Annotated in this window: 21 protein-coding genes; 14 read left to right on the top strand and 7 right to left on the bottom strand. The window is 71.8% G+C overall.

Features of this window, described 5'->3' with window-relative positions; all coding sequences use genetic code 11:
- Positions 1–1170, top strand: a 1170-nt coding sequence (locus CUC05_RS03025) for an HNH endonuclease signature motif containing protein (RefSeq protein ID WP_157965152.1), incomplete at its 5' end; no start/stop codon positions are given.
- 634 nt (positions 1171–1804) lie between these two features.
- Here the strand turns inward: CUC05_RS03025 and CUC05_RS03020 are convergent.
- Positions 1805–2779 (bottom strand): NADPH:quinone oxidoreductase family protein, encoded by a 975-nt coding sequence (locus CUC05_RS03020; RefSeq protein ID WP_108664600.1) that lies wholly within the window; start codon positions 2777–2779, stop codon positions 1805–1807.
- Between the two features lie 211 nt (positions 2780–2990).
- Between CUC05_RS03020 and CUC05_RS03015 the strand changes: the two genes are divergently transcribed.
- The 7 genes from CUC05_RS03015 to CUC05_RS02985 all read left to right on the top strand — a co-directional run bounded on the left by CUC05_RS03015 (position 2991) and on the right by CUC05_RS02985 (position 10007).
- Positions 2991–4085 carry a glycosyltransferase family protein gene (locus tag CUC05_RS03015; RefSeq protein ID WP_157965151.1) on the top strand — a complete coding sequence of 365 codons (1095 nt, stop codon included), beginning with the start codon at positions 2991–2993 and terminating at the stop codon, positions 4083–4085.
- A 92-nt stretch (positions 4086–4177) separates the two neighbouring features.
- Positions 4178–4948 (top strand): GAF and ANTAR domain-containing protein, encoded by a 771-nt coding sequence (locus CUC05_RS03010; protein WP_108664598.1) that lies wholly within the window; start codon positions 4178–4180, stop codon positions 4946–4948.
- 68 nt (positions 4949–5016) lie between these two features.
- Entirely contained in the window at positions 5017–6132 is a 1116-nt protein-coding gene (locus CUC05_RS03005) for a glycosyltransferase (RefSeq protein WP_108664597.1), read from the top strand.
- Entirely contained in the window at positions 6129–7175 is a 1047-nt protein-coding gene (locus tag CUC05_RS03000) for a glycosyltransferase (protein ID WP_108664596.1), read from the top strand. The genes CUC05_RS03005 and CUC05_RS03000 overlap by 4 nt, the downstream gene beginning before the upstream one ends.
- On the top strand, positions 7172–8257 hold the full coding sequence (locus CUC05_RS02995; RefSeq protein ID WP_108664595.1) for a glycosyltransferase family protein: 1086 nt from the start codon (positions 7172–7174) through the stop codon (positions 8255–8257). The genes CUC05_RS03000 and CUC05_RS02995 overlap by 4 nt, the downstream gene beginning before the upstream one ends.
- Positions 8254–9060: a galactosyltransferase-related protein gene (locus tag CUC05_RS02990; RefSeq protein ID WP_108664594.1), complete on the top strand. Its 807-nt coding sequence runs from the start codon at positions 8254–8256 to the stop codon at positions 9058–9060. Before CUC05_RS02995 ends, CUC05_RS02990 begins: the two co-directional genes overlap by 4 nt.
- 113 nt (positions 9061–9173) lie before the next feature.
- Positions 9174–10007: a GAF and ANTAR domain-containing protein gene (locus tag CUC05_RS02985; RefSeq protein WP_170127898.1), complete on the top strand. Its 834-nt coding sequence runs from the start codon at positions 9174–9176 to the stop codon at positions 10005–10007.
- On the opposite strand, the gene CUC05_RS02980 is transcribed toward CUC05_RS02985, so the two are convergent.
- The 3 genes from CUC05_RS02980 to CUC05_RS02970 are packed head-to-tail and all read right to left on the bottom strand — an operon-like array spanning position 9903 to position 13242.
- Positions 9903–10643, bottom strand: coding sequence for an SGNH/GDSL hydrolase family protein (locus tag CUC05_RS02980; protein ID WP_157965150.1), 741 nt, complete (start codon positions 10641–10643; stop codon positions 9903–9905). The genes CUC05_RS02985 and CUC05_RS02980 overlap by 105 nt on opposite strands.
- Positions 10644–10663: 20 nt before the next feature.
- The gene (locus tag CUC05_RS02975; RefSeq protein ID WP_108664591.1) at positions 10664–11839 is read right to left on the bottom strand and encodes a cystathionine gamma-synthase; all 1176 of its coding nucleotides are present in this window, start codon (positions 11837–11839) and stop codon (positions 10664–10666) included.
- Entirely contained in the window at positions 11836–13242 is a 1407-nt protein-coding gene (locus CUC05_RS02970; protein WP_108664590.1) for a cystathionine beta-synthase, read from the bottom strand. The genes CUC05_RS02975 and CUC05_RS02970 overlap by 4 nt, the downstream gene beginning before the upstream one ends.
- A 113-nt stretch (positions 13243–13355) precedes the next feature.
- On the opposite strand from CUC05_RS02970, the gene CUC05_RS02965 reads away from it, so the two are divergent.
- Entirely contained in the window at positions 13356–14594 is a 1239-nt protein-coding gene (locus CUC05_RS02965; protein ID WP_157965149.1) for a GNAT family N-acetyltransferase, read from the top strand.
- Positions 14595–14702: 108 nt separating this feature from the next.
- Here CUC05_RS02965 and rpmA read toward each other — a convergent pair whose 3' ends face one another.
- Positions 14703–14960 (bottom strand): 50S ribosomal protein L27, encoded by a 258-nt coding sequence (gene rpmA, locus CUC05_RS02960; protein ID WP_108664588.1) that lies wholly within the window; start codon positions 14958–14960, stop codon positions 14703–14705.
- 34 nt (positions 14961–14994) lie between these two features.
- Positions 14995–15306: a 50S ribosomal protein L21 gene (rplU, locus tag CUC05_RS02955; protein ID WP_108664587.1), complete on the bottom strand. Its 312-nt coding sequence runs from the start codon at positions 15304–15306 to the stop codon at positions 14995–14997.
- 180 nt (positions 15307–15486) lie between these two features.
- Here rplU and CUC05_RS02950 point away from each other — a divergent pair, with 180 nt between their 5' ends.
- The 4 genes from CUC05_RS02950 (at position 15487) to CUC05_RS02935 (ending at position 21716) form a co-directional block, all read left to right on the top strand.
- Positions 15487–16194 (top strand): hypothetical protein, encoded by a 708-nt coding sequence (locus CUC05_RS02950; protein ID WP_108664586.1) that lies wholly within the window; start codon positions 15487–15489, stop codon positions 16192–16194.
- A 109-nt stretch (positions 16195–16303) separates the two neighbouring features.
- On the top strand, positions 16304–16786 hold the full coding sequence (locus tag CUC05_RS02945) for a CBS domain-containing protein (protein WP_108664585.1): 483 nt from the start codon (positions 16304–16306) through the stop codon (positions 16784–16786).
- 7 nt (positions 16787–16793) lie between these two features.
- The gene (locus CUC05_RS02940) at positions 16794–20177 is read left to right on the top strand and encodes a cytochrome b5 domain-containing protein (protein WP_157965148.1); all 3384 of its coding nucleotides are present in this window, start codon (positions 16794–16796) and stop codon (positions 20175–20177) included.
- 3 nt (positions 20178–20180) lie between these two features.
- Positions 20181–21716, top strand: a complete 1536-nt coding sequence (locus CUC05_RS02935) for an AMP-binding protein (RefSeq protein ID WP_108664583.1) — start codon at positions 20181–20183, stop codon at positions 21714–21716.
- 16 nt (positions 21717–21732) lie between these two features.
- On the opposite strand, the gene CUC05_RS24425 is transcribed toward CUC05_RS02935, so the two are convergent.
- Positions 21733–22629 (bottom strand): FHA domain-containing protein, encoded by an 897-nt coding sequence (locus CUC05_RS24425; RefSeq protein ID WP_157965147.1) that lies wholly within the window; start codon positions 22627–22629, stop codon positions 21733–21735.
- Between the two features lie 84 nt (positions 22630–22713).
- Between CUC05_RS24425 and CUC05_RS24420 the strand changes: the two genes are divergently transcribed.
- Positions 22714–23805, top strand: a complete 1092-nt coding sequence (locus CUC05_RS24420; protein WP_157965146.1) for an adenylate/guanylate cyclase domain-containing protein — start codon at positions 22714–22716, stop codon at positions 23803–23805.
- Positions 23806–23937 lie beyond the last annotated feature (132 nt).

Here is a 23937-nt window from a genome sequence, read left to right as displayed (position 1 = left end):
GAGCTGATCGTGGATGCGGCCTCGCAGACGTTGCCGGAGCTGCGGAAGAAGGCGCGTGACATCCGCACCGCTGCCGATCCGGATCGGGAAGCGACCCGACGTCGGCATCTGGCACGGCGGGCGTTTCGGTCGTGGACGGAGACCGATGGCGAGTGGAAGGCGTTCCTGCAGGCCCCCGGTGACCTGGGTGCCCGGATCGAGGCGGCGCTACGGGGCGAGCACGATGCGGTGTTTCGTGCCGCCCACGCCGCCGGTCGGCGGGAGGACGATGCCTGCTACCGCTTCGATGCCCTCCTCAACCTGCTCGACCACCCCACCCGTGACCTGACCGGCACCGTGGCTCCACCGGCCGGCACGGCCGGCGATGGCTGCCCGACGGGCAGCGCGACCACGCCGGCCCAGTCGACGCTCCCCGGAGCCGAGGACTCCGGTGACGTGGACCCGAGCAGCCAAGGACTCCCGGCCGGCAAGGGGACGGCCACACCCGCTGCTGGCACGAACTCCAACGGCACCACTGACCCGAGCAGCAACGCTGCGGACACGAGCGGGATCGGTACCAGCGACCCCCAGAGGGACCGCACCGGCCCGGACGGGCAGGACCCGGACAAGCACCCGGACAGCCAGAAGGGCTCGGATCCGACCGCCACCGATCCCGACGCCGGACCGGGCGGCCATCCGCCGCCGCAGCGACATCGACCCTCCGGCAGGCAGACCAAGGTGATCATCCGCGTCGACGGATCAGCCCTCGTCCGCGGCGAACTCGCCGACGGCGAGATCTGCGAGATCGCCGGCATCGGCCCCGTCGCCCTCTCCGCAGTCCGCGAACAGATGCTGGATGCCCACATCGCCTACGTCATCACCAACGCCACCGACGTCACCGTCGCCCACCTCGGCCGACAGGTCACCGCCAAACAACGCACCGCACTGGAAGCCCGCGGCTACCGATGCGAGGTACCCGGCTGCACCGCCGACCACCTGCTGGAGATCGACCACGTCACCGGATGGGCCATCACCCGAACCACCCGCCTGGACGACCTCGCCTGGCTGTGCACCGCCCACCATCGGGACAAGACCAGACGCAACCACCAGCTCCACGGCCCACCCGGACAACGCATCTGGACCACCGAGAGCGGCGTGGAGATCAGCCGCGACCCACCCCTCGCCGCCTGACCCCGAACGGGGGCCACCCTCGCCAGTCACTGGGCCCGTCCCACCACGGCGCGATCACAGAGATCGCCGTCCGGCGGTGGACCGGATGAGGACGGGGCGTCGGTCAGCAGGTCCAGCACGAAGGTCCGCCGGACGTCCGGTGGCTGAACGCCGCAGGCTCGCGGTGACCCCGGGACGCGGGTCACGACGAACCACGCTGATGTCGCTGCGAGGTGCGACCGACGGCCACCCGGTCGAGGCCCACCAGCCGATGACGCCTGACCCGGCTGCGCCCCACTGCCCCACACCGTTGTCGCCACGAGGTGCGACCAGAGCCGCCCGTTCGGCAGAAGGCGAGCAACTCCGGCCGGGAGCAGGAAGGACGCTGCTCGGACCTCGATCCCCGGGGGTTGTCGCCACCAGGTCTGACAACCCCTCGTGGGCACCGGCGACTGTCGTCCGCCCCGGACCAGCGACCCCGGCCACCCCACACGGTGTCGCTGCAAGGTGCGACCAAGTGCACCCCTCGACCACCCGGAGAACCGGACGTGCCCCCGCCGGAGTCGCTGCGAGGTGCGACCGAAGGCCCGCTGCCCTGGCACGAGCGGAGAAGCTGGCTGCCGACGCTGCCTCAACGGCGGCGGCTACGGCACCGTCAGCACGGCACCGTCAGCACGACCTTGCCGGTCGCCTCGCGGTCGTCGATCAGGCGCAGGGCCTCAGCGACGTCGTCCAGCGGCAGCGCCGCTCCGATCGGCGGGGCCAGCGACCCGTCGCGGATCAGCGGGTCCAGTGCGGCAGCTGTCGTGGGCACGAGGGTCTGGTCGTGGAACAGGAACCCGCCCCACGCGCAGCCGACGACGGCGGTGTTGGACAGCAGCAGCCGGTTGACCCTGACCTCGGGGATTGACCCGCCGGCGAACCCGACGACGAGCACCCGGCCCTCCGGGGCCAGCGTGCGGATGGAGTCGGTGAACCGGTCCCCTCCGACCGGGTCCATGACGATGTCGACACCACGCCCGTCGGTTGCCTCGCGGGCCTCGTCCTTCCACGGCCCGTCGCTGCGCAGGACCACGTCCGCCCCGGCCGCTCGTGCCACGGTGACCTTCTCGTCGCTGCTGACGACGGCGAGCACCCGGGCCCCGAGGCCCTTGGCCACCTGGATCGACGCGGTGCCGACGCCGCCGGCGGCACCGTGCACCAGCACCGACTCCCCCGCCTGCATCCGACCACGTCGGACCAGCGAGAAGTGGGCGGTGTGGTAGTTCATCGGGAACGCGGCGCCCTGCTCGAAGGTGAGCTCGTCGGGCAACGCGAAGGTGGTCCCCTCGGGGACGGCCAGCAGCTCGGCCATGCCCCCGATCATGCCGAAGGCCATCACGCGATCCCCCGGCCGGTGGACCGACCCCGCCGGTGCCTCGCGGACGATCCCCGCCGCCTCGACTCCCGGCACGAACGGCATCGGCGGCTGGATCTGGTACATGCCCCGCGTCTGGAGCAGGTCCGGGAAGGACACGCCGGCCGCCCGGACCTCCACGAGGACCTGGTCGTCACCCCGCTCGGGGTCGGGCACGTCGGCAACGGAGACGGCGGCAGGGCCGTCGAGGCTCGTGATCTGTACAGCGCGCATGCGTGCAGTCTCACCAGACCGGCGACGCCGACGCGAACCCCACCACCGCCAACCAGCGACACCCTTCAGACCGGTTACACCTCCTGACCTGCGAGAACTGCAACCTGCATGGCGATGGACGGGACTCGGACTGTCACCCCTGATACGACTCTTGGGAGCTCGCCCTGCCCCCGCGTGCACGACCCGTGAAGCAACACCACGAGGAGTTCACGTGACCACAGCACGGCAACTAGGGCCACCCGGGGCGATACGGCACATCGACCTGCCACGCGTCCTGCACTATCCGGAGGGGACCCGGTACACCGCCAGGGTGGAGGGGCACCTGACCCAGGCCCCGACCCCGGACCACGCCGACGCGCCTGCCGACCAGCACGCCGACCACCGGGATCCCTACGACCCCATGTGGCTGCGGGAGCACAGCCGCGACTGGGACATCGTGCACGTGCACATCGGCCTCCCCCCGGGCACGGATGCGCGTCTGCCCATCGCCCTCGACACCCATCGGCGCCAGGGCACGCCGGTCCTGGTCACCCTGCACGACCTCCCCGGTTCGGGGACCATCGCCGGCGACGCGCTCGACCTGCCCGCCGTGCAGCGAGTGCTGGCCGACGCCTGGGTCGTGACCACGTTCACGCGGGGTGCTGCCCGCACCATCCTGGAGCGGACGGGGATCCGTCCTCGGGTCATCCCCCACGGCCCGATGCTCTCGGGCGCCGACCTGCTGCGGGCCCGACGCTACCGGACGGCCTGCGGCGGCGAATGGGGCCCGATTTTGGTGGAGGTCGACCCGCACCATCCGGCAAGCGACGTGACGGGCGCCCTCGACGCCTGCGCGCTCCTCGCCGGATCGATGCCGGTTCGGCTGCTCGTCCATACCGTCCACGAGAAGGCCATCGCCCGACATCCCGGGCTCGACGGCGCGGACCTCGTCGTCCACCACGGACTGTCCTTCGACCAGCTGGTGGATCACATCGCCGCGGCTCGCGCCCTCGTCCTGCCGCTCACCGCCGGCCTGCACAGCCAGCGGCTCGAGCTCGCGGCCGACATCGGCACCCCGGTGATCGCCGGCCGGGTCGGGCACCTCGCCGAGCAGCACCCGATCGTCGGTGTTCCCGTGCTCGACGGCCACATCGATGCCGCGGCGCTGGCCGAGGCGATGCTCACCCGCCCCGATCCCACACTCGTCAGCCGCGTCGAGGACCGCGAGCACGCCTGGTCCGACGTCTGCATGGCCCACGAGCGCCTCTACTCCACCGCCCGATCGCACGGGGTCCACACCGCCGACCAGACGGCATCGGCCCGCTGATACGGATTCGACACACCCCACGCTGGGCAGCATCCTCGATCGAACCCAGCGACTGACGACCCAGCGACCCAAATCCCGGGGAGGGATCCATCGTGCCGCCCACCGAGGGCCAGATCCGTGACCGCAAGCTGATGCAGGTCCTGCTCAACTTCGCCCACACCATGGCGTCGGACTACTCTGCCGCGGATGCCCTTGACGAGCTGCTGCACCAAGCGCCGTCGTTGCTCGGCGTCGACGGCCTGGGCGTGATGCTGCTCGACGACAACGACGACCTCCGGTTCGTCTCGGCATCCGACGACCGGGTTCGGCTCATCGAGCAGCTGCAGCTGGACTACGACGAGGGTCCCTGCCTGCTGGCCTACATCACCGGCACGCCGATCTACGCCGACGACCTCCGCCAGGACACCCGGTTCCCGACCTTCGGACCGGTCGCGGTCGAGTCCGGCCTGGCAGCCGTCCACAGCTTCCCCATGCGCGTCGGCGACACCCGCCTCGGGGCGCTCAACCTGTACCGCTCGACCGCCGGTCCGCTCGACGAGTCCTCCAAGCAGCTCGGTGGGCTGTTCGCCGACATGGCCAGCTCGTACCTGGTCAGCGCCCGTCAGGTGGACGAGGTGTCCCGGCAGGTCGTCGGCATCCGGCAGGCCCTCGAGCGCAACGGTGTGATCGAGCAGGCCAAGGGCGTCCTGATCCACGGACACGGGCTGACCGCCGACGCGGCCTTCGACCTGCTCCGCCACCACGCCCGCAGCACCCGCCGACGGGTCCTCGAGGTCGCCGAGGCGTTCATGGATGGACGCCTGACCGCAACCGACCTCGGACTGGACAGCCATCGGGTGATTGAAATGGATCGCCACGGGTAGAAAACGCTGAGCTCGCCCGACCCCCGCGTGCCGTCCCTGTCCTCGACTCCACAGGAACCTCCACGCACATGGTCAGCTCTGCTTCTGCTCGAGTTCCAGGCGTCCGTGCGGCGGCCGCGGGTGAGCCACCCCTGCGCATCGCCATCATCGCGTCCCTGCGCCACGGGCTGCGCGAACCGCATGCGGGAGGACTGGAACGGCAGACCGCCGACCTGGCCCGTGGCCTCCGTGCAACCGGCAACCACGTGACGGTGTTCGCGAGCGCCGACGCGGATCCGGACATCGGGGTCGAGCCGATCGTGCCTCGCGAGACGCTGCTGGACCTGTCCCCCGCCGCCCGTCGTGACGTGTCCATGCTGGCGGAGGGCTTCATGGTCGAGCACGACGCCTACCTCGACCTGATGCTGCGCCTGCGCGACAGCGACTTCGACGTCGTCCACGACAACTCGCTGCACTACATCCCCCCGGCCACCGCCGACCTGCTGCCGATGCCGATGGTGAAGGTCCTGCACACCCCACCCACCCCGTGGATCGAGGCGGCGCTGCGCCGCGACCAGGCCAACCTCCACATCGTCAGCGTCAGCCACGACAACGCCCGACGATGGCCGCGCCGGCCCCGGGCGGTCATCCACAACGCCATCGACCTCGACCGGTTCGTCCCGGCGAGCCAGCCGGCCCCCGACACCGCCGTCTGGGTCGGGCGGGTGTGTCCAGAGAAGGGACCGCACCACGCCGTCCGAGCCGCACGTCTGGCGGGGATGTCGCTGGAGGTCATCGGACCGGCCAGCGACCGAACCTACGCCGAGGAGGTCCTGCGGCCCGAGCTCGACGAGCACCGTCGCTGGATCGGCCACCTCGACTCCACCGAGGTCGCGGCCCGCATCGCCCGTGCGTCGGTGGCGTTCGTGACCCCTCGCTGGCCCGAACCCTTCGGCCTGGTCGTCATGGAGGCGCTGGCCTGCGGCACCCCGGTGGCCGGCTACGCCCACGGCGCCCTCCCGGAGCTCGTGGACGACGACGTCGCGGTCCTCGTGGAGCCCGACGACATCGACGCCCTCGCGGCGGCAGCGCGCACGGCCTCGACGCTCGACCGGGATCGCTGTCGAACCCACGCGGTGACCCGCGGCAGCGTCGAGCGGATGACCGGGGACTACCTGTCGTTGTATCGGGAGCTCGTGACGTGATCGGGTGGTACGTCCACCACCACGGGTCGGGGCACGAGGCCCGAGCCCGCACCGTGGTGCCGCTGCTGGACACCGACGTGGCGACGTTCTCCTCACGGCCGCTGGACATCGAGGGGACAACCTCGCACCGGCTTCCCCTCGACGTCGAGCCGCCGGCAACCGCTTGGCACGCCGCCCAGCCCACCCCGGACGTCCTGCACTACGCCCCGCTGGGTGTCGACGGGCTGCGCCGACGCATGGGGACCATCGCCTCGTGGGCCGCGACCACCGATCCGGCGGCGATGGTCGTCGATGTGTCGGTCGAGGTGACGCTGCTCGCCCGGCTGCTGAGCATCCCGTCGGTCGTGGTCCGCCAGCACGGTCGTCGCACCGACCCCGCCCACCGGGCGGCCCACGAGGCCGCCAGCCTGCTGCTTGCCCCCTACCCGGCCTGGCTCGAGGAGCCGTGGGTGGACGACGACATGCTCGCTCGGACCGTCCACTGCGGCGGGTTCTCCCGGTTCGACCAGCGCACCCCCGACCACGACAGGGCGCGCGCGGACCTCGGGATCGGGGCGGACGATCGCGTGGTTGTCGTGCTGTCCGGCGAGGGTGGCCGGATGGGTTGGCCCGTCCACGACGCCGCTGCGGCCACGCCGGGGTGGCGGTGGGTCGTGCTCGGCGACGTGCGACCGCGGCCGGGCCTGGTGACGCCGGGCTGGGTGGAGGACCCCTGGGCATGGCTGTGCGCAGCCGACGTCATCGTCACCCACGCAGGTCACAACGCCGTCATGGAGTCCGTCGGGTCGGGCCGTCCCGTCATCGTCATCCCCCAGGACCGCCCGTTCGACGAGCAGCGCCACAAGGCGCTGCTGCTGGCCGAGCACGAAGTCTGCGCCGTGCGCGACACGTGGCCGGCACCGACGTCGTGGCCGGCGTTGCTGGAGGGCAGCGCGGACACGGGCAGTCCACACGCCCAGGACCTGGTCGACGGCAAGGGCGCCCTCCGCGCCGCCGACGCCATCGACACCTTCGTCCGCACCACCCGAGGAGGCTGCTCGTGACCCCCCGACCCCGGGTGCTGTCGTACCCACCCAGGCACCCCTACGTCGACCGCTTCGACCGCACCGTGTGTCGGCTCGTGCACCGCGACGAACCGATGCCACGGCTCGCGGCCTACCACGACCCCGACTGGCTCCGCCGGCACGGCGACGAGTGGGACCTGGTGCACATGCACTTCGGCCACGAGGAGAACGCGGAGCGGATCATCGACGTGATGGACGTGCACCGCAGCCACGGCACACCGATCGTGATGACCGTGCACGACCTCGTCAGCCCGCACCTGTCCCCCGACGAGGACCCCATCCCGGCCCTGATCGGACCGATGGTCGAGCGGGCCTCGAGTGTCATCACCCTGACCGACGGCGCCGCAGCGGCCGTGGAGGCGCGGACCGGGAGCCGCCCGGGGGTGATCGCCCACGGGCCGATCCTGCCGACCGACCGGATGTGGCGCGCCCGTCGGCTCCGGTCGGCGAGCGCGGGTCCCTGGGGGCCGATGCTGCTGCACGCCAAGCCGCGACGTCCCAGCCACGACGTCCGAGGCGTCCTGGATGCCGTGGCCCTGCTCGACGGCGGCGTGCAGGTGCGCGTGCTGGTCGACCGCGAGGACGTCGACCTGATCAGCGACCATCCGGCCATCGACCTGGTCGACCTGGTCGTCCACGACGGGTTGGGCCATCGCGAGCTCGTCCGGCAGATCGCGCTGGCCCGAGCGGTGGTGCTGCCCTACCGCTGGGGCACCCACAGCGGCATGCTCGAGCTGGCGGCCGATGTCGGGACCGCCGTGATCGGCACCGACGCCGGGTTCGTCGCCGAGCAGCACCCGATGGCCGTCGCCCCGCTCCGCCGGGACCACGTCGACCCCATCGAGATGGCGGGGCAGATGGTCAGCATCCGCGACGCCGACCTCGTCAGCCGGGCCGAGGACCGGGAACGCCTGGGCCATCAGGTCCTGGCCGCCCACGAGCGGCTGTACCGCGTCGCCCTCGGCACCGTCCACGGCACTGCCGCCCGCACCGGCCGATTCGTCACCACGAGGGCTGCCGACACGAGGACGGTGGCCGCCACGGCGGAGGGCCTGGCATGACCGTGGCGGTCTGCACGATCGTCCGGGGACGGCAGGCTCACCTCCGACGGTTGCTGGAGGGACTCCGACGACAGACCGACCCGCCCGACCAGGTCGTGGTCGCGTGGATGGGCGGTCCCCGCCCCACGGTCCCCGATGGCATGCACGTCGACGTCGTCGACGCCGCAGACCCCCGCACCACCCTTCCGCTGGCCGCCGCCCGCAACGCTGCCCGCCGCGGCGCCCCCGACGCAGACGTGCTGGTCTTCCTCGACGTCGACGTCCTCCCGTCCTCCACGCTCGTCGCGGACTACGCAGACCGGTGTCGCACCACAGGAGGGTTGTGGTCGGGCCAGGTCGACTACCTTCCGGAGGGGGTCCCCACCGCCCACGACGACTGGACCGAGGACCTGCTCGACGGGGCAGCCAGCCCGCATCCGGCCAGGACGCCACCGCCCGTCGACACCCAGCTCGCGAACCCCGACCTCTTCTGGTCGTTGTCGTTCGCCATGCGCGCCGTCGACTACGACAGGCTCGGCGGGTTCGACGAGGCCTTCGTCGGATACGGCGGGGAGGACACCGACTTCGGTCGGCGCGCGGCCGCCGCCGGGCTGACCCTGTGGCGCACCGCAGCGGCGAAGGGCTGGCACCAGCACCACGAGTCGACCTCGCCGCCCGTCCAGCACGTCCGCGACATCGTCCGCAACGCCCACACCTTCCGCGAACGCTGGGGGGAATGGCCGATGCGTGGCTGGCTCGAGGCGTTCGACGCACGAGATCTGGTTTCGTTCCGTCCCATCGATGGCATTCTCGAGCTGCGCTAGGCAGGCGACGGGTTCCTGCAGCGCTCCGCGCGGACACGACACGAACGCCGCGCGCCACGAACAACGACGGTTCCACGGAGACATGGCTCCGGGTGAGCGAAAGGACCCACGCCATGGGCAGCGCTGTTGACGCCGACCGGCAGATCTTCCAGCTCCTCCTCGAGTTCGCCGCCACGCTGGCCGGCCAGACCGACGCACGGACGAACTCCGCCGGACGCGACGGGCCCCCGCACACCGACGTGGAGGGTCACCACCCCGGCCGCCGCCGTGCCCTCCAGACGCTCGTCCACCGGTCCACGGAGGTCCTCGACGTCGAGGGCATCGGGGTGATGCTGCTCGACGAGCGCAACCGCCTGTCGGTCATCGCCACGTCCGACGCCGCGGTCGGGCGGATCGAGGAAGCCCAGATCGGCCTCGACGACGGCCCGTGCGTCGACGCCTTCCGGACCGGCCGGGTGGTCGTCGTGCCCGACCTGGCGACCGACGACCGATACCCACGCCTCGGGCCACTCGCCGACGGCCAGGGCGTCCGTGGCGTCCTCAGCGTCCCGATGCGAGCCCACGACAGCACGATCGGGGCCATGAACCTCTACCGATCCAGCGTCGGACGGTTCGACGACGGCCTCGTGCAGCTGGCGCGCCTGTTCGCCGACACGGCCAGCGCCCACCTGGTGTCGGCTGCGCGCACCGCCGACGCCACCACGCAGCTGGCCGGCATCCGACGGGCGATGACCACCCACGGCCCCGTGGAGCAGGCCAAGGGCGCGATCATGCATTCCGTCGGCCTGACCGACCGCCAGGCGTTCGAGCTGCTCAGGCAGCACGCCCGTCGCACGCGGGCGTCACTGTCCACCGTCGTGAGGGCGTTCCTCGTCGGCGAGCTCACCCTGGAGGACCTGGGCTGGCGGTCGGCGCCGCAGCGCGACGGGCAGGTCGCCGCCGAGTGATCCGTGCGACGGACGGATGGTCCCGAGGATCGCCTCCACCCAGTCGGCGTAGCCCCGCTCGTTGGGGTGGAACATGTCCTCGGCGTACTTGCCCTGCCACGGCGGTCCGGTCGTGGCCCACAGGTCCGCGACCTCCAGGCCACGACGGGGACCGAGGGTCCTGACCAGCTCGTTGGCGATCCCTGCGCGTCGCCGACCGAGGCCCTGCGGCAGGGTCGTTACGACGGTGCGCTGGTGATCGTGCCAGGTGCCCGGTGCGGGCAGCGCGCGCAGCAGCCGGGTGAACCGATCACGTACCTGGGCCGCGGTCGACCGGTACATGTCGTTGCCGCCGACGGCGCAGACGACGAGGTCGACCGGCTGGCCGATCCGCCACAAGCGCGGCAGCTGCTCGTCCAGCACCGTGTGGGCGCGGGCGCCGCTGACCGACAGGTTGAGGACACGCCAGCCGTGGCCGTCGATGGTGTCCAGTCGCCGTCGGAGCTGGCCGACCCAGCCGTCGAACGGGGATCCGGCCCCGACGCCCTGCGCGGCGGAGTCGCCCAGCACCGCGAGCAGCGGCCCCTCGTCAGCGAGCGCGCGGCGGTTCGCCAGCTCCCACTGCCGGCGGTAGGGGTCCACTTGGGCGCTGGTCACCCGCATCCCCGCCCACGGGGTCACGTCGTGCCGAGCGCCTGCTGCAGGTCGGCGGTCAAGTCGGCGGCGTCCTCGATGCCGACGCTCAGCCGGACCAGGTCTGCGGGTACCTCCAGCGGTGACCCGGCGACCGACATGTGGGTCATCGCGCCGGGATGCTCCACCAGCGACTCGACCGCACCGAGCGACTCACCAAGGGTGAAGACCTCGAAGGACGCGCAGATGCGGCGGGCCAGGCCCTCGTCACCGACGCGGAAGCTGATCATGGCGCCGTAGTCGCGCATCTGCTTCGTCGCGACCTCGTGGCCCGGGTGGCTGGCCAGCCCCGGGTACAGCACCTCGGTGACGACGTCGCTGGACCGCAGCACCTCCACGCACTGCTGGGCGTTGTCGCAGGCCCGGTCCATTCGCAGGCCGAGGGTCTTGATGCCGCGCAGGACGAGGAAGACGTCCCACGGTCCGGGGACGGCCCCCATGGAGTTCTGGTTGAAAGCGACCTGCTCGGCCAGCTCCTCGTCACGGGTCACGAAGCCCCCCGAGACCACGTCGGAGTGCCCGCCCAGGTACTTGGTGGCAGAGTGCACGACGGCGTCGGCACCGAGCTCCAGCGGCTGCTGCAGGTAGGGCGTGGCGAAGGTGTTGTCGACCACGACCTTGGCGTTGCGCTCGTGCGCGAAGGCCGCAAGCGCCTCGATGTCGAAGACGTTCAGCAACGGGTTGGTCGGGGTCTCGACCCAGATCATCCGCGTCTCGGGCCGCCACGCCGCCGCGACCGCGTCCAGGTCGGACAGGTCGACGGGGGTGAAGTCCATGCCCCATGGCTCGTGGACCCGCTTGAACTGGCGGTAGGTCCCGCCGTAGACGTCGGGGGCGATGATGACGTGGTCGCCGGGTCGGAGGGTGCGCAGGACGGCGTCCTGTGCGGCGGATCCGCTGGCGAAGGCCGAGCCGTACCGGCCCACCTCCAGCGAGGCCAGCGACTCCTCCAGCGCGTCACGCGTGGGGTTGCCGGATCGGGCGTAGTCCCAGCCCAGGTGCTCGCCGACGGCGGGCTGGGCGAAGGTGGAGGTCTGGAAGACGGGCACGGCCACCGCACCGGTGCGGGGCTCGGGATCCTGTCCGGCGTGGATGGCGCGGGTGGCGAAGCCGGCGTCCTGCCAGCGTTCGAGGCTCGAGTCGCTCATGCGTTGCGTCACTTGCCCTTCGATGAGGTCATGAAGTCGAGGATGTCGGCGCGGGTCAGCACACCCGTCGGGGTGGTGCCCTCGCAGACGAGGACCGCCGACGCGCGCTTGGTCAGCGCCGCCATGGCGGTGTCCACGGTGTCACGGGCATCCACGACCGGCAGCGGCTCGTCCATGACGTCGGCGACGGTCTTGTCGAGGATCTCCGCGTCGCGGAACGCCCGGTCGAGCAGCCCGCGTTCGCGGATCGACCCGACGAGGTCGGCACGGTCGGAGAAGTCCGCGGCCCCCTGCTCGTGGTCGGGCATGGTCACGACGGGCATCTGGCTGACCCCGAAGGAGGACAGCGTGGCGATGGCGTCACGGACGGACTCGTGGGGGTGGACGTGCACGATCGTCGGCAGCGTCGTGGCGCCGGCCTTGAACTCCAGCACCTGCGACAGCTTGGCGGCGACACCGGACCGCAGGAACCCGTGGTCGTGCATCCAGTCGTCGTTGTAGATCTTCGACAGGTAGTTGCGGCCGCTGTCGGGCAGCAGGGTGACGATGACGGCGTCAGCGGGATAGTCCTTCGCGACCTCCAGCGCCGCGGCGGCCGCCGTGCCGCAGGAGCCACCGACGAGGATGCCCTCCTCACGGGTCAGCCGGCGAGCGGTCAGGAACGCGTCCCGGTCGGTGACCTTGACCCAGCGGTCGACGATGTCGGGATCGAAGGTGCCCGGCCAGAAGTCCTCCCCGACGCCCTCGGTCAGGTAGGAGTGCATGTTGTCGGGCTGGGTGTAGATCGACCCCTCGGGATCGGCACCGACGATGACGATGTCCGGGTTCTGCTCCTTGAGGTAACGCCCCGTGCCGGTGATCGTGCCGCCCGTGCCGACGCCGGCCACGAACACGTCGATCTTCCCCTCCGTCTGCGCCCAGATCTCCGGGCCGGTCGACTCGTAGTGCGCCTGCGGGTTGGCGGCGTTGAAGTACTGGCCGGGCTTGAACGCGCCCGGGGTCTCCTCCACCAGCCGGTCGGAGGTCTTGTAGTACGAGCGGGGGTCCTCGGGGTCGACGTCGGTCGGGCAGACCACGACCTCGGCGCCGTAGGCGCGCAGCAGGTTGATCTTCTCCGAGCTCATCTTGTCGGGCATCACGAAGATGCAGCGGTACCCACGCTGCGCCGCCGCGATCGCGAGGCCCGCACCCGTGTTGCCGGAGGTGGGCTCCACGATGGTGCCGCCCGGCTGCAGGTCGCCGGCCTTCTCGGCCGCCTCGATCATCGCCAGGCCGATGCGGTCCTTCACGCTCCCCCCGGGGTTCAGGTACTCGACCTTCGCAAGGATGGTCGGCGCCACGTCGGCGGAGAAGCGGGAGAGCTTGACGAGCGGGGTGTTGCCCACGACGTCCAGCAACGAATCGACAGTGTCCATGAGTTCCTCGAGTCAGGCCACGACCCAGCCACGTTGCCCGGTCGTGTCAGCTGCAGTGCAGGGTAGTCGTCCACCCCGGAGCGCGCGCCGTGCGGACGACCTATGGTGCCTCCGTGACTATCGACGAGCTCACCTTCCGCCCGTTCACCCGTGAGGAGCAGCCGAAGGCGCTGGACCTGCTGTACCGCGCCTTCGGCGACGCCGTGTCCGACGCCGACCGCGAGGACGAGATGCTGGTGCTGGACCACCGCAGCAGCCACGCCGCCTTCGACGGCAACCAGATGGTCGGCAGCCTCGCGGCCTACGGGCACGACATCAGCGTGCCCGGTGGCGAGGTCCCCACCGCCGGCACCACCTGGGTGGCGGTTGCCCCCACGCATCGTCGACGGGGGATCCTGTCGCGGATGATGGGTGCCCACCTGGATGAGGCCCGCGAGAAGGGCCGCGCGATCGCTGCCCTGTGGGCCAGCGAGGCCGCCATCTACGGCCGGTTCGGCTACGGCATGGCCGTGGAGCAGCACGGCATCGACATCATCGCCGGCCCGGGCCTGCGATGGGCGGCCACCGCCCCTCCCCAGGCGGACCGCATCCGGCTGCTGGAGGTCGACGAGGCCGCTGACGTCATCGCACCCATCTACGAGGCTGCCCGGGCCCGCCGCGGGGGGATGGCCGCCCGCGACCGCGGCTGGTGGAAGTTCCAGGTGCTGAGCACCCGCAAGGGGGCCATGGGCGGCGCCGCATGGAAGCGGGTCGCGGTCGCCGAGATCGACGGCCGCGACGTGGCCTACGCCGTTTACGGCACCAGCGAGGGCCAGCTCGACGGCCTGCCCGACAACACCCTTCACGTCATCGAGCTCGTCGGCGTCGACGCCGCCGCTGAGGCCTCGATCTGGCCGTTCCTGTGCAGCCACGACCTCGTCGGCCGCGTCACGGCCAAGCGGCGTCCGGTCGACGATGCCCTGCCGCTGCTGGTGGAGGAGTCCCGCCGGGTCCGGCGCCACGTCTCCGACGCGCTGTACGTGCGCATCCTCGACGTCGAGGCGGCGCTGACCGCACGGGCGTGGTCGGACTCCGCCGCGGTCACCGTCGAGGTGCACGACAGCCGATTCGACGACATCGACGGCACCTGGCGCATCGAGGTCGCGCCCGAGGGCGCGTCGGTGCAGCCGACGACCGAGTCCCCCGACCTGCGCATGGACGTCCGCGAGCTCGGGTCGCTGTACCTGGGCGGCGTGTCGGTCAGCCGTCTGGTGCACTCCGGCCGCATCGAGGTGCTGGAGCCGTCCGTCGTGGCGCCGTTCGACTCGGCCCTGCGACCCGCCGAGGCCCCCTGGGCGCCGGAGGTCTGGTAGCGCCGGCGAACCGGACGACCGCCACCTCGGGCGGACCCCGCGAAACGCGACCCCGCGAAAACGACGACGCCGCCCTCGAGGGGGCGGCGTCGACAGGTTCTGGCTGGGCTAGGCGTCGCCCGGCATGACCTCGGCGAAGGTCCGCTTGCCGGACCGGCGGAAGCTGACCATGCCGTCGGCGAGGGCGAACAGGGTGTCGTCCTTGCCGCGGCCGACGTTCTCGCCGGGGTGGATGCGGGTGCCGCGCTGACGAACGATGATCGAACCGGTGGTCACGACCTCGCCGCCGAAGCGCTTGGTGCCCAGGTACTTCGGGTTGGAGTCGCGGCCGTTCGCGCTGGAACCGCCGCCCTTCTTGGTTGACATGCCTACTCCTTCGGGAGGACTACTCGGTGGACGGCTACTTGGAGATCGACTCGACCCGCACGCGGGTGAGCGGCTGCCGGTGACCGGTCTTGCGGCGGTATCCGGTCTTGTTCTTGTACTTGAAGATGCGGACCTTCTCACCGAGGTACTGGTCGACGACGGTGGCGGTGACGGTGGCAGCGGCCAGGTCGTCGGCGCCGACGGTGACGTTGTCGTCATCGTCGACCAGCATGATCGGACGAAGGTCGACGGAGCCATCGACGGCAGTGTCGAGCTTCTCCACGTCGATCTCGTCGCCGACGGCGACCTTGTACTGCTTACCGCCTGTGGCGATGACGGCGAACATGATGAACTCCTCGAGGCTGATGGCCGGGTGCGAGCGCGCTGGCGGGCTCCGCGTTGGGAAAACCTGAGCTGCGCTGACGGCAGACAAAGGGCGCCCGGGAAGGGCGCGGATCGACAAGGATACCCACGGCCCCCCGGATCCGTCAACGTCGATGCAGGACGCCGACGGTACAGTGCGAACGTGTCCGTCCCCGCAGCCCCCCGGTCGACCGTGACCCTGACCGATCAGGCGCTGGTCGCGGTGCACCTGGCCCGTTCGCTGGCCGGTGGGGGACCCGCCAGCGCTGCCCATCTCGTGGCCGGCCTGCTGGGCGAACCGGAAGGTGTGGCGGGACGCCGTGTCCGCCGCCTGACCGGCGGGGAACCCGCCGTCCGGCTGACCGAGCACCCGGGGCTGCACGCACCCGGCCTGCCTCGGCTGTCCCACGCGCTGGTCGCCCTGCCCGTCACCGACGTGCCGGCATGGACCACCGACCTGCTGCGCGCCGCCGTCCGGGTCGGCGGGGCCGACCTGGCCGACCTGCTGGCAGCCACGGGCCTGGACACGACCGTCGCGACGGCCCTGGAGGACCCGGTGCCGCTGGCCGAGGACGAGGAGGAGACCGGCGAGACGTTCGGTCGCGGATCCTTCAGCGCCCGCGGGCTGGACCGGGCCGCCGACGACGCCGTCTCGCGGGCGCTCGCCCACAGCACCTCCAGCCGGGCGCTCGTGCCCCGCCTGATGCTCGACGACGTCGAACGGTCGGCCTTGGCCAACCTGCCCGAGGTAGCGATCGACCTGGTGGTCCAGCGGGCGCTGGACAGCCGTGGCGACCACGTCTCGCTGCGCGACCTCGCCACCTGCATGGTCGGCGTGGCGCTGGAGGCCCTGGACCTGCCCAACCGCTGACGGGCCCGCTGCGGACCGATCCGCGAACGAGTCCCTCACGAGCCGTACCGCGACACGGAGGTTGGTTCTAGGCTGACGACCACACCGCCGGCTGGAGGGAATTGGCGCGATGAGGGTTCGAGACGTGATGGACCGCAAGGCAGCTCGGGTGTCCCCCGACGATCCGCTGCGGGTGGCCGCCGAGCTGCTGGCGTTGACCGGGGCCAGCGACCTGGCGGTGGTGGGCGAGGACGGGACCTTCATGGGGGTCCTGTCGGAGGGCGACCTCCTGCGCGCCCTCATGCCCGACTTCGACGACATCGACCCCGGGCAGGCGACGCTGGAGAGGGCCTACGCGTTCTTCGTCAACGCCGGCGAGAGCCGAGTGGACGACCCGGTCATCAACCACGTCATCCACAACCCCTTCACCGTCGGCCCCGATGACCAGCTGCTGCAACCCGCGGCCCTGATGGTCTCCAAGCAGATCCGACGGTTGCCGGTCGTCGCCAGCGGCCGGTTCCTCGGCACGGTGTCACGTGCCGACATCTGCTGGGCGCTGCTGTGCGACGTCGCCGACGACACCGGTGCGTCCGTCCCGGCCGCGACCGGGTGACCCCGCCATGACCGTGACACCCCTGCCGCCCGCGACCACGCCGGGCCCGAGCCGCCGTCTGCTCGACGAGCTCGCCGAGGAGGCCGCGCCACATCTCGGGTCGTTGTCCTACGACCACGGGCTCATGCCGGTCGGTGACCCACCGACTGCGCTGCCGTCCTCGCACGCCGCGTGGGAGGACGCGGCCGCCCAGCTGCCCCGCATGTGGCGTGACCTGTCGGCTCGTCGCGAGCTGGTCGACCTGCCGTTGCTGTCGGCGACCCAGGAGGACCTGGCCGACGACCACCTCTGGCGGGCCTCCGTCGTCCTCGGTGCGCTGGTGTACGCCTACGTGCGCTGCGACATGCACGACCTGCACCTGCCGGCCCCGATCGCGGTACCGAGCGTCCTGCGGTTGCCGTGGGAGGAGGTCGCCCGCCGCATGGGCCGTCACCGCGCCCACTTCTCCCTCGACGACCTCATGCTGCACAACTGGGCACGCATCGACCCCGACGGCCCGATCACGGTGGAGAACACCCGGCTGCTGGTCCCCCAGACCGGGTCCTCGACCGAAGCCGCCTTCTGCCTGGGGTTCAACGAGGTCAGCGCGGCCTGCACCCCGCTGGTGCAGGCGATGGTGCGCGGGCAGGACGCGGCCGCGTCCAAGGACGTCGACGGCGTGGTGCAGTCGCTGCTGGACGTGCTGGACGCGGTGCACCACCTCACCGAGACCGCGCTGATGAAGATCGACCCGGTCCCGCTGGCCTCCCCGCACGCCGACCCCGTCATCTGGGCCAAGCTGGTCGCCCCCACGGGCATCCCCGTGGTCAGCAACGTGCCCGGCGTCTCCGGCGCCGCGGCTGCGGGTATCCAGGCGCTCGACAACTTCCTCGGCCGGGTCACCCACGCCAGCCCCCTGGGGCAGGAGGCCCTGCACGTCGCCGACAACTACGCGCCCAACGTCCGCCGGTTCGTCGCCGCGATGGGCCAGGCCCCCGTGCGCGACTTCGTGCTGGAGTCCGGCGACGTCGGCCTGCGCGGGCTGTTCCAGAACGTCGTCGACGCCTACACCGGCGACCGCGGCTACCTCGGCGTGCACCGCCGCAAGGTCTACGGCTTCATCCAGACGGCCTTCAAGGTCGGTCGTCCCTCCACCGCCAGCGGCATCTCCGGGCAGTACCGGGCACGAGCATGGCGACACGCCCACCACGCGCTGGAGGCCGCACGGGTCGAGCGGGTCCTCGACATGTCGATGCAGCCGGTCCCCGCGCGGCTGGCCGGCCGCTCGGTGGTCGCCCAGGGCTCGACCGGACCGATCAACGACATCCGCCTCGACCTGCGCGGTACCGGACTCATCGTGCGGCCGGGCGACCGGCTGGCCGTGCACCCCAAGAACGACCCCGAGCTGGTGGAGTGGACGCTGCAGGCGCTCGGCGCAACCGGTGAGGAGCAGGTTCCCCTGACGTCGTCGTGGCAGGCCTCGCTCGCCGCCCGGCACGACCAGCTGAACCGCGGCGACGCCACCCTGCGGGACTTCCTGACCCATGCCTGGCTGCGGCCGCTGACACCCGAGGTGGCCGAGCAGCTCGTGGCGCTCGCACCGGCGCCCAGCCTGCTCGCGCTGCTGCGGGAGCGCCGGGAGGAGGGGTGGGAGGTGCCCGACGCCCTGTACGAGCTGCGTCGCACCGGATTCAACCCCTCCCGCATGTGGAAGGCCGAGCTGATGGACCGCGAGGCCATCAGCCGCATCCTGCCGCCGCTTCCCGCCCGCCTGTACTCCGTCGCGGGCACCGAGGTCGACCACGACGGGCTGCCGACGGAGGCCAGCCTGGTGATCGGGCACCTGTCGTTCGAGGCCGCGGGGGCCGACGGCGAGGTCCGACGCCAGCGCGGGACCGCGTCGACGATGATGACCGAACGGCTCGACATCGGCGGCGAGGTCGACCTGACCGTGGTCCGCCCGCAACGGTTCACCCTGCCCACCGACGGCCGGGGCGTGATCATGTGCGCTGCGGGGACCGGGGTCGCACCGTTCATGGGGTTCCTCGAGCACCGCAGGGCCGACGACGGCGACAACTGGCTGCTGCTGGCGGTGCGCACCCCCGAGCAGGTCCCCGACCGGGAGCGGCTGTACCGCTGGCGCGACAGCGAGCACGTGCGCCTGGACATCGCCTACTCCCGCGAGGCCCCCGACGGCGGGCCCACCGGACGGATCGACCGGCTGATCACCAGCCCGGAGGTGGGGCCCGAGCTCGTGCGCTGGCTGCTGGAGACCGACGCCAACCTGTACGTCTGCGGGCAGGGCGGGTTCGCCTCGACCGTCATGACCGCGGTCCGCGAGGCCCTGGCCGCCCACGGGCCCGACGGCATGGACCCCGACGTGGCGCTGCGCCAGCTCGTCGCCGACCGGCAGGTCATGTTCGACGTCTTCACCACGTTCACGCCCGCCGCCGACCTGCGACCGGGTGAACGTCGCATCGAGGTGTCGGAGCTGATCGCCCACACCGACGCCGAGCGCGGCTACTGGATGGCCATCAACGGGGTCGTCCACGACATGACGGAGTTCCGCCACCTGCACCCGGGCGGCCGCCACATCGTCGACGACAACTGCGGGGTCGACTGCACGACGGAGTTCGACGAGGTCCGCCACCACCTGGATCCCGAGATCGTGGCGATGCTGGAGATGTACCGCATCGGCATCGTGCGGCAGCTGTCGCTGGAGGGCCCGTGGGGGATCGCGATCCGTGACGGACGCGTCGACGCGATCACCCTCCAGCAGCTGTACGACGCCTGGGTCGCCGAGGCCTACACGGTCGTGGAGCTGCGCAACTCGCTGCGCAACGAGCTCGGCGTGCTGGCCCTGCCCCTGACCGACCAGGAGGACGTGGGCGACCTCACGCCCCTCAAGGTGGGCATCGCGGTCGACACCATGCAGCGGTTCTGCGTGCAGCTGCTGGCAATCGCGCTGGGGACCGAGATCGCCGACCTGTGGGCGATGACCTGCGGGCTGGCGGCACCCGCCGCCGACGCCCAGGAGCTGGCCCGGCGGCTGCAGGAGGGACTCGGCCACACCGACGGCCGCGGCACCCTCGGTGAGGACGGCGGGGTGTGGCCCGACGTCGCCGAGGCCCTCGCGGCTGCCCACGACGCCCGCGACCGGGCGGACCGGGCAGGCCCCGACGCGCACGAGGCGATCGCCGCGGCGGCCACCACGATCGAGGGGATGCTCGGCGACATCGTCGACGCCCTCGGCGTCGGCCTGCGGTCCTTCGAACGCCACGAGGCCGACACCGCCGCCGTCGCCGGCTCGGACCTGCTCGGCGCCCTGGCGGTCCTGCCCGACCGCCTCCGCGCCCGTCGGGGCGAGCTGGCCACGGCAGCACGGGCGCTTGCAACCGCACTGGAGGGGTGAGGGATGGTCATCGCGCTGCAGCCGCAGGTCGCCGAACGGCCCAACGAGGTCGCGCTGACCGACGAGACCGGCACCACCACCTGGGTCCACCTCAACGACCAGGCGAACCGCTGGATCCTCGGACTCCGCGGCCTGGGCATCCAGCCCGGCGACCGCATCGCGGTGATGACCGGCAACCGACGCGAGGCGTGGGAGGTCTTCGTCGCGGCGCTGCACGCCGGCTTCGTCCTCGTGATCGTGCCGTGGGACGCCGACGTCGAGCGCACCCGCTACATCCTGGAGCACTCCGACGCGCGGCTGCTGATCATGGAGGACGCGTGCCGACCGGTCGCCGTCGAGGCCTCCGACGGCCTGCCGCTCGTCGCACGCCTCAGCCTGGACGGGGTCACCGGTGACGGCGTGCACGCCGCCGCGGACCTGCTCTACCACTCCCCGCCCATCGAACCGGAGGGGCAGATGGCCGGCGGTCCGATGTTCTACACCTCGGGCACGACAGGGGCACCCAAGGGGGTGATCGGGGCGGGCATCAACGCCGCCGGCGGACCGATCAGCGACGTCCTGGACACCGCGGCCGGGGTCGCGGCGGGGCTGGGGATCGACACCAAGGGCGTGGCGCTGATCGCCGGGCCGCTCTACCACTCCGGCCAGTTCGTGCTGTCGACCTTCCCGATGCTGGCCGGCCAACGGATCGTCATCCGCCGCACGACCGATCCGGCAGCAATCCTCGAGGCGATCGACCGATACCACGTCTGCAACACGCTGCTATTGCCGTCGGTCCTCGGGGAGATGCTGCGCCTGCCCGAGGATGTCCGTGCGCGCTTCAGGGGCACCACGCTGGAGCTGCTCATGCACACCGGGGCACCGTGCCCGCCGCACGTCAAGCAGGGCATGATCGACTGGCTCGGACCCAAGGTCGTGGAGATCTACGGCGCCAGCGAGGGCGGGATGTTCGCCATGGGCTCCAGCCAGGACTTCCTGGACAAGCCGGGCAGCGTCGGTCGCATCCTGCCGTTCATCGAGGCGACGGTGATCGGGCCCGACGACACCCCGGTCGCGCCCGGTGAGGAGGGCGAGATCTTCCTCCGCTACCGCAACGGCAACACCTTCAGCTACCACAAGGCGCCGGAGAAGACGGCCGAGGCGTATCGCGAACCCGGCCAGTTCACCCTCGGCGACATCGGGCGGATCGACGAGGACGGCTACCTGTTCATCAGCGGCCGCCGGTCGCACGTGATCACCGTCAACGGCGTGTGGGTGCATCCCAACCACGTCGAGCAGGGCATCGCGGCCTTCGACGGGGTCAACGACGTCGGGGTGTTCGAGGGTGGTCCCGAGGGCGGCCCGGAGGAGGTGCACGTCTCGGTGGTCCCGGCCGACGGCGTGGACCCCGCGACCTTGGAGGACGCCGTCAGGGACTGGGCTGCCCGCACGATGTCGCCGGAGCAGGTCCCCACACGGGTGCACGTCGTCGAGTCGATTCCGCGCAACGCGTCGGGGAAGATCCTTCGCGACGCGCTCCGCGAGGCCGCGCTGGGCTGAGCGGGGTCGGCCGACGTCAGGTCAGGAGCGTCATCGCACGTCGGCCCATGGTGATCTCGGTGCCGGGCAGCAGCGCGACCGCCTCGCCGGTCGGGATCGGCTCGTGGCGTGGTGAGGAGGGAAGGCGCACCGTCGTCCCGTTGGGACTGCCGAGGTCGCGCAGGTGTACCGACCATCCCTGCACGAGCAGCTCGGCGTGGCTACGGGAGACCGACCGTTCGGAGTCCGTCAGCAGCAACGGGGCGGCGAGCCCGGCACGGACCCGCTCGTGCGAGCGCGGTTCACGGCCGACGACGACGTCGCCGTTGAGGACGTGCCGCGTGCCGTCGTCCAGGCGGAGGCTGGCGACCGGGACGGCCGGCTGGGTCTCCGCGCGACGCGGGGGTTCCAGGACGGTGTCGCAGCGACGGCATCGCAACGTCCGCGGGTGGACGAACGCCGCGCAGGTGCCGCAGACGACCCCGTCGAGCTGCTGGGGCGAGGCGCCGACGGTGGGGGCCGTCTCGACCCAGGCGCCGGTGCCCAGCCAGGCACCCTCCCGCAGGCCGGGATGGTCCGCGGCCGGCCCGATCGGCATGTCGATGGGGCCCATGGCCACGCGCACGGGGTCGGCGGTCACCAGGTCCACCGGTCCGGCCAGGGTGCTGCGGTAGCCGACGTGGTCGCTGCGGTACAGCAGGCCCGAGCCGATCCGGACGGTCAGGCCGTCGCCGTGGCAGACGAGCACCCCCAGGCTGGGTTCGTTGCCGTGTGGGTGCTCGCGAAGGCGGTCGAGCAGCCCGGGGCCGTCGGCCACCGCAGCCGCGTCGAACAGCAGCTCCACGAGGTCGGTCGGCGCGGTGTCGCCGAGCACGACGACGACGTCGCCGTGGTGCACGACCCGTCCCGGTCCGGGCAGGATGCGCCCGTCCATGCTGCTCCCTCCGACCTCGAACCCTCTACGATCGTCAGCAGAGCCTACGACGCGAGGGGTCGGGCCGGTACCGGAGGGAGCACAGTGGCCAGTTCACCCGAGGCCACCGCCTTCGAGGCGAGCGTGGTGCGGTCGGTCGGTGCGCTGGCCGACATCGCCGTGGGCTGTGCCCTCCTGATCGACGGGGTCGTGCACTTCGTGTCCGACGAGGTCCCGCTGACCGACACCACCTGGACGCTGCTGTCCTCGGCCCTGCGGTCGGGGGCGACCGCCCGCGAGGACACCGACGGGGGGTCGGAGATGGTCGTGCCGCTCGTGGCCGAGGAGGCCACCGTCGGGTTCGTCGTCGCCCGTCGCCACCACGGCCCCTTCAGCAGCGCCGAGGCCGCGCTGCTGCGCCTGATGGCCGACAGCGCTGCGGAGGCCGGCGTGCGGGGACGGGCCGAGCACGAGCTGACCGACCTGTTCTCGGACTACCTCAGCCGGGACGTGGCGGTGCAGCTGCTGGAGGACCCCGAGGGCGGCGCGCTGGGCGGCCGCACGATGGACATCAGCGTGCTGTTCGCCGACCTGCAGGGCTTCACGTCGTTGTCCGAGCAGATCCCCCCGGCGGACGTCGTCGACCTCCTCAACCGCTACTTCGCGCTGGTCGTCCCCGCCATCACCGACAACGGCGGAGCGGTCTCGGCGTTCATCGGCGACGCGATCATGGCGCTGTTCGGCGCCCCCGTCCCCCATCCCGAGCACCCGCTGCTGGCCGCACGGGCCGCCATCGCGCTGCAGGACGCCGTCAACGGGATGATCGCCGACCAGCCGCAGATGCCGAAGCTGCGGGTCGGCGTCGCCACCGGCCCGGCCACCGTCGGCAGCATCGGCAGCCCCCGCCGTCGGGTCTTCACGGCGATCGGTGACACCGTCAACCTGGCGTCGCGGCTGGAGTCCTCCGCCGCGCCCGGCACCGTGTCGATCAGCGCGGAGACCTACGCGGTCGTGCGGACCTTCACGCACACCCAGCGGCTCGACCCGCTCGTGCTGAAGGGCAAGGCCGAACCGGTGCTGTCCTACCGGCTGGACGGCATCCGTGACAACAGCGACCGGCTGGTCGGCACCAGCACCGTCGCCACGCCCCTGTCGGTGCTGCGGCAGCTACCGCCCAGGCGCGACCGTCCCGTCTGACCCCGGCTCGCCTGTCCCCTCCCCTCGTCTCGTGCACCTCAGCCCTGACGTCGGCCGAGCTGCACAACTCGGTTCGGCATGTGTGCAGCTCGGGGCAGTGGGCGGCTGAGCTGCACAACGGGGGCGGAAGGT

The sequence above is a fragment of the Euzebya rosea genome, assembly GCF_003073135.1.
GTDB classification, from domain to species: domain Bacteria; phylum Actinomycetota; class Nitriliruptoria; order Euzebyales; family Euzebyaceae; genus Euzebya; species Euzebya rosea.
This window is presented reverse-complemented; position numbering and strand designations above follow the sequence as displayed.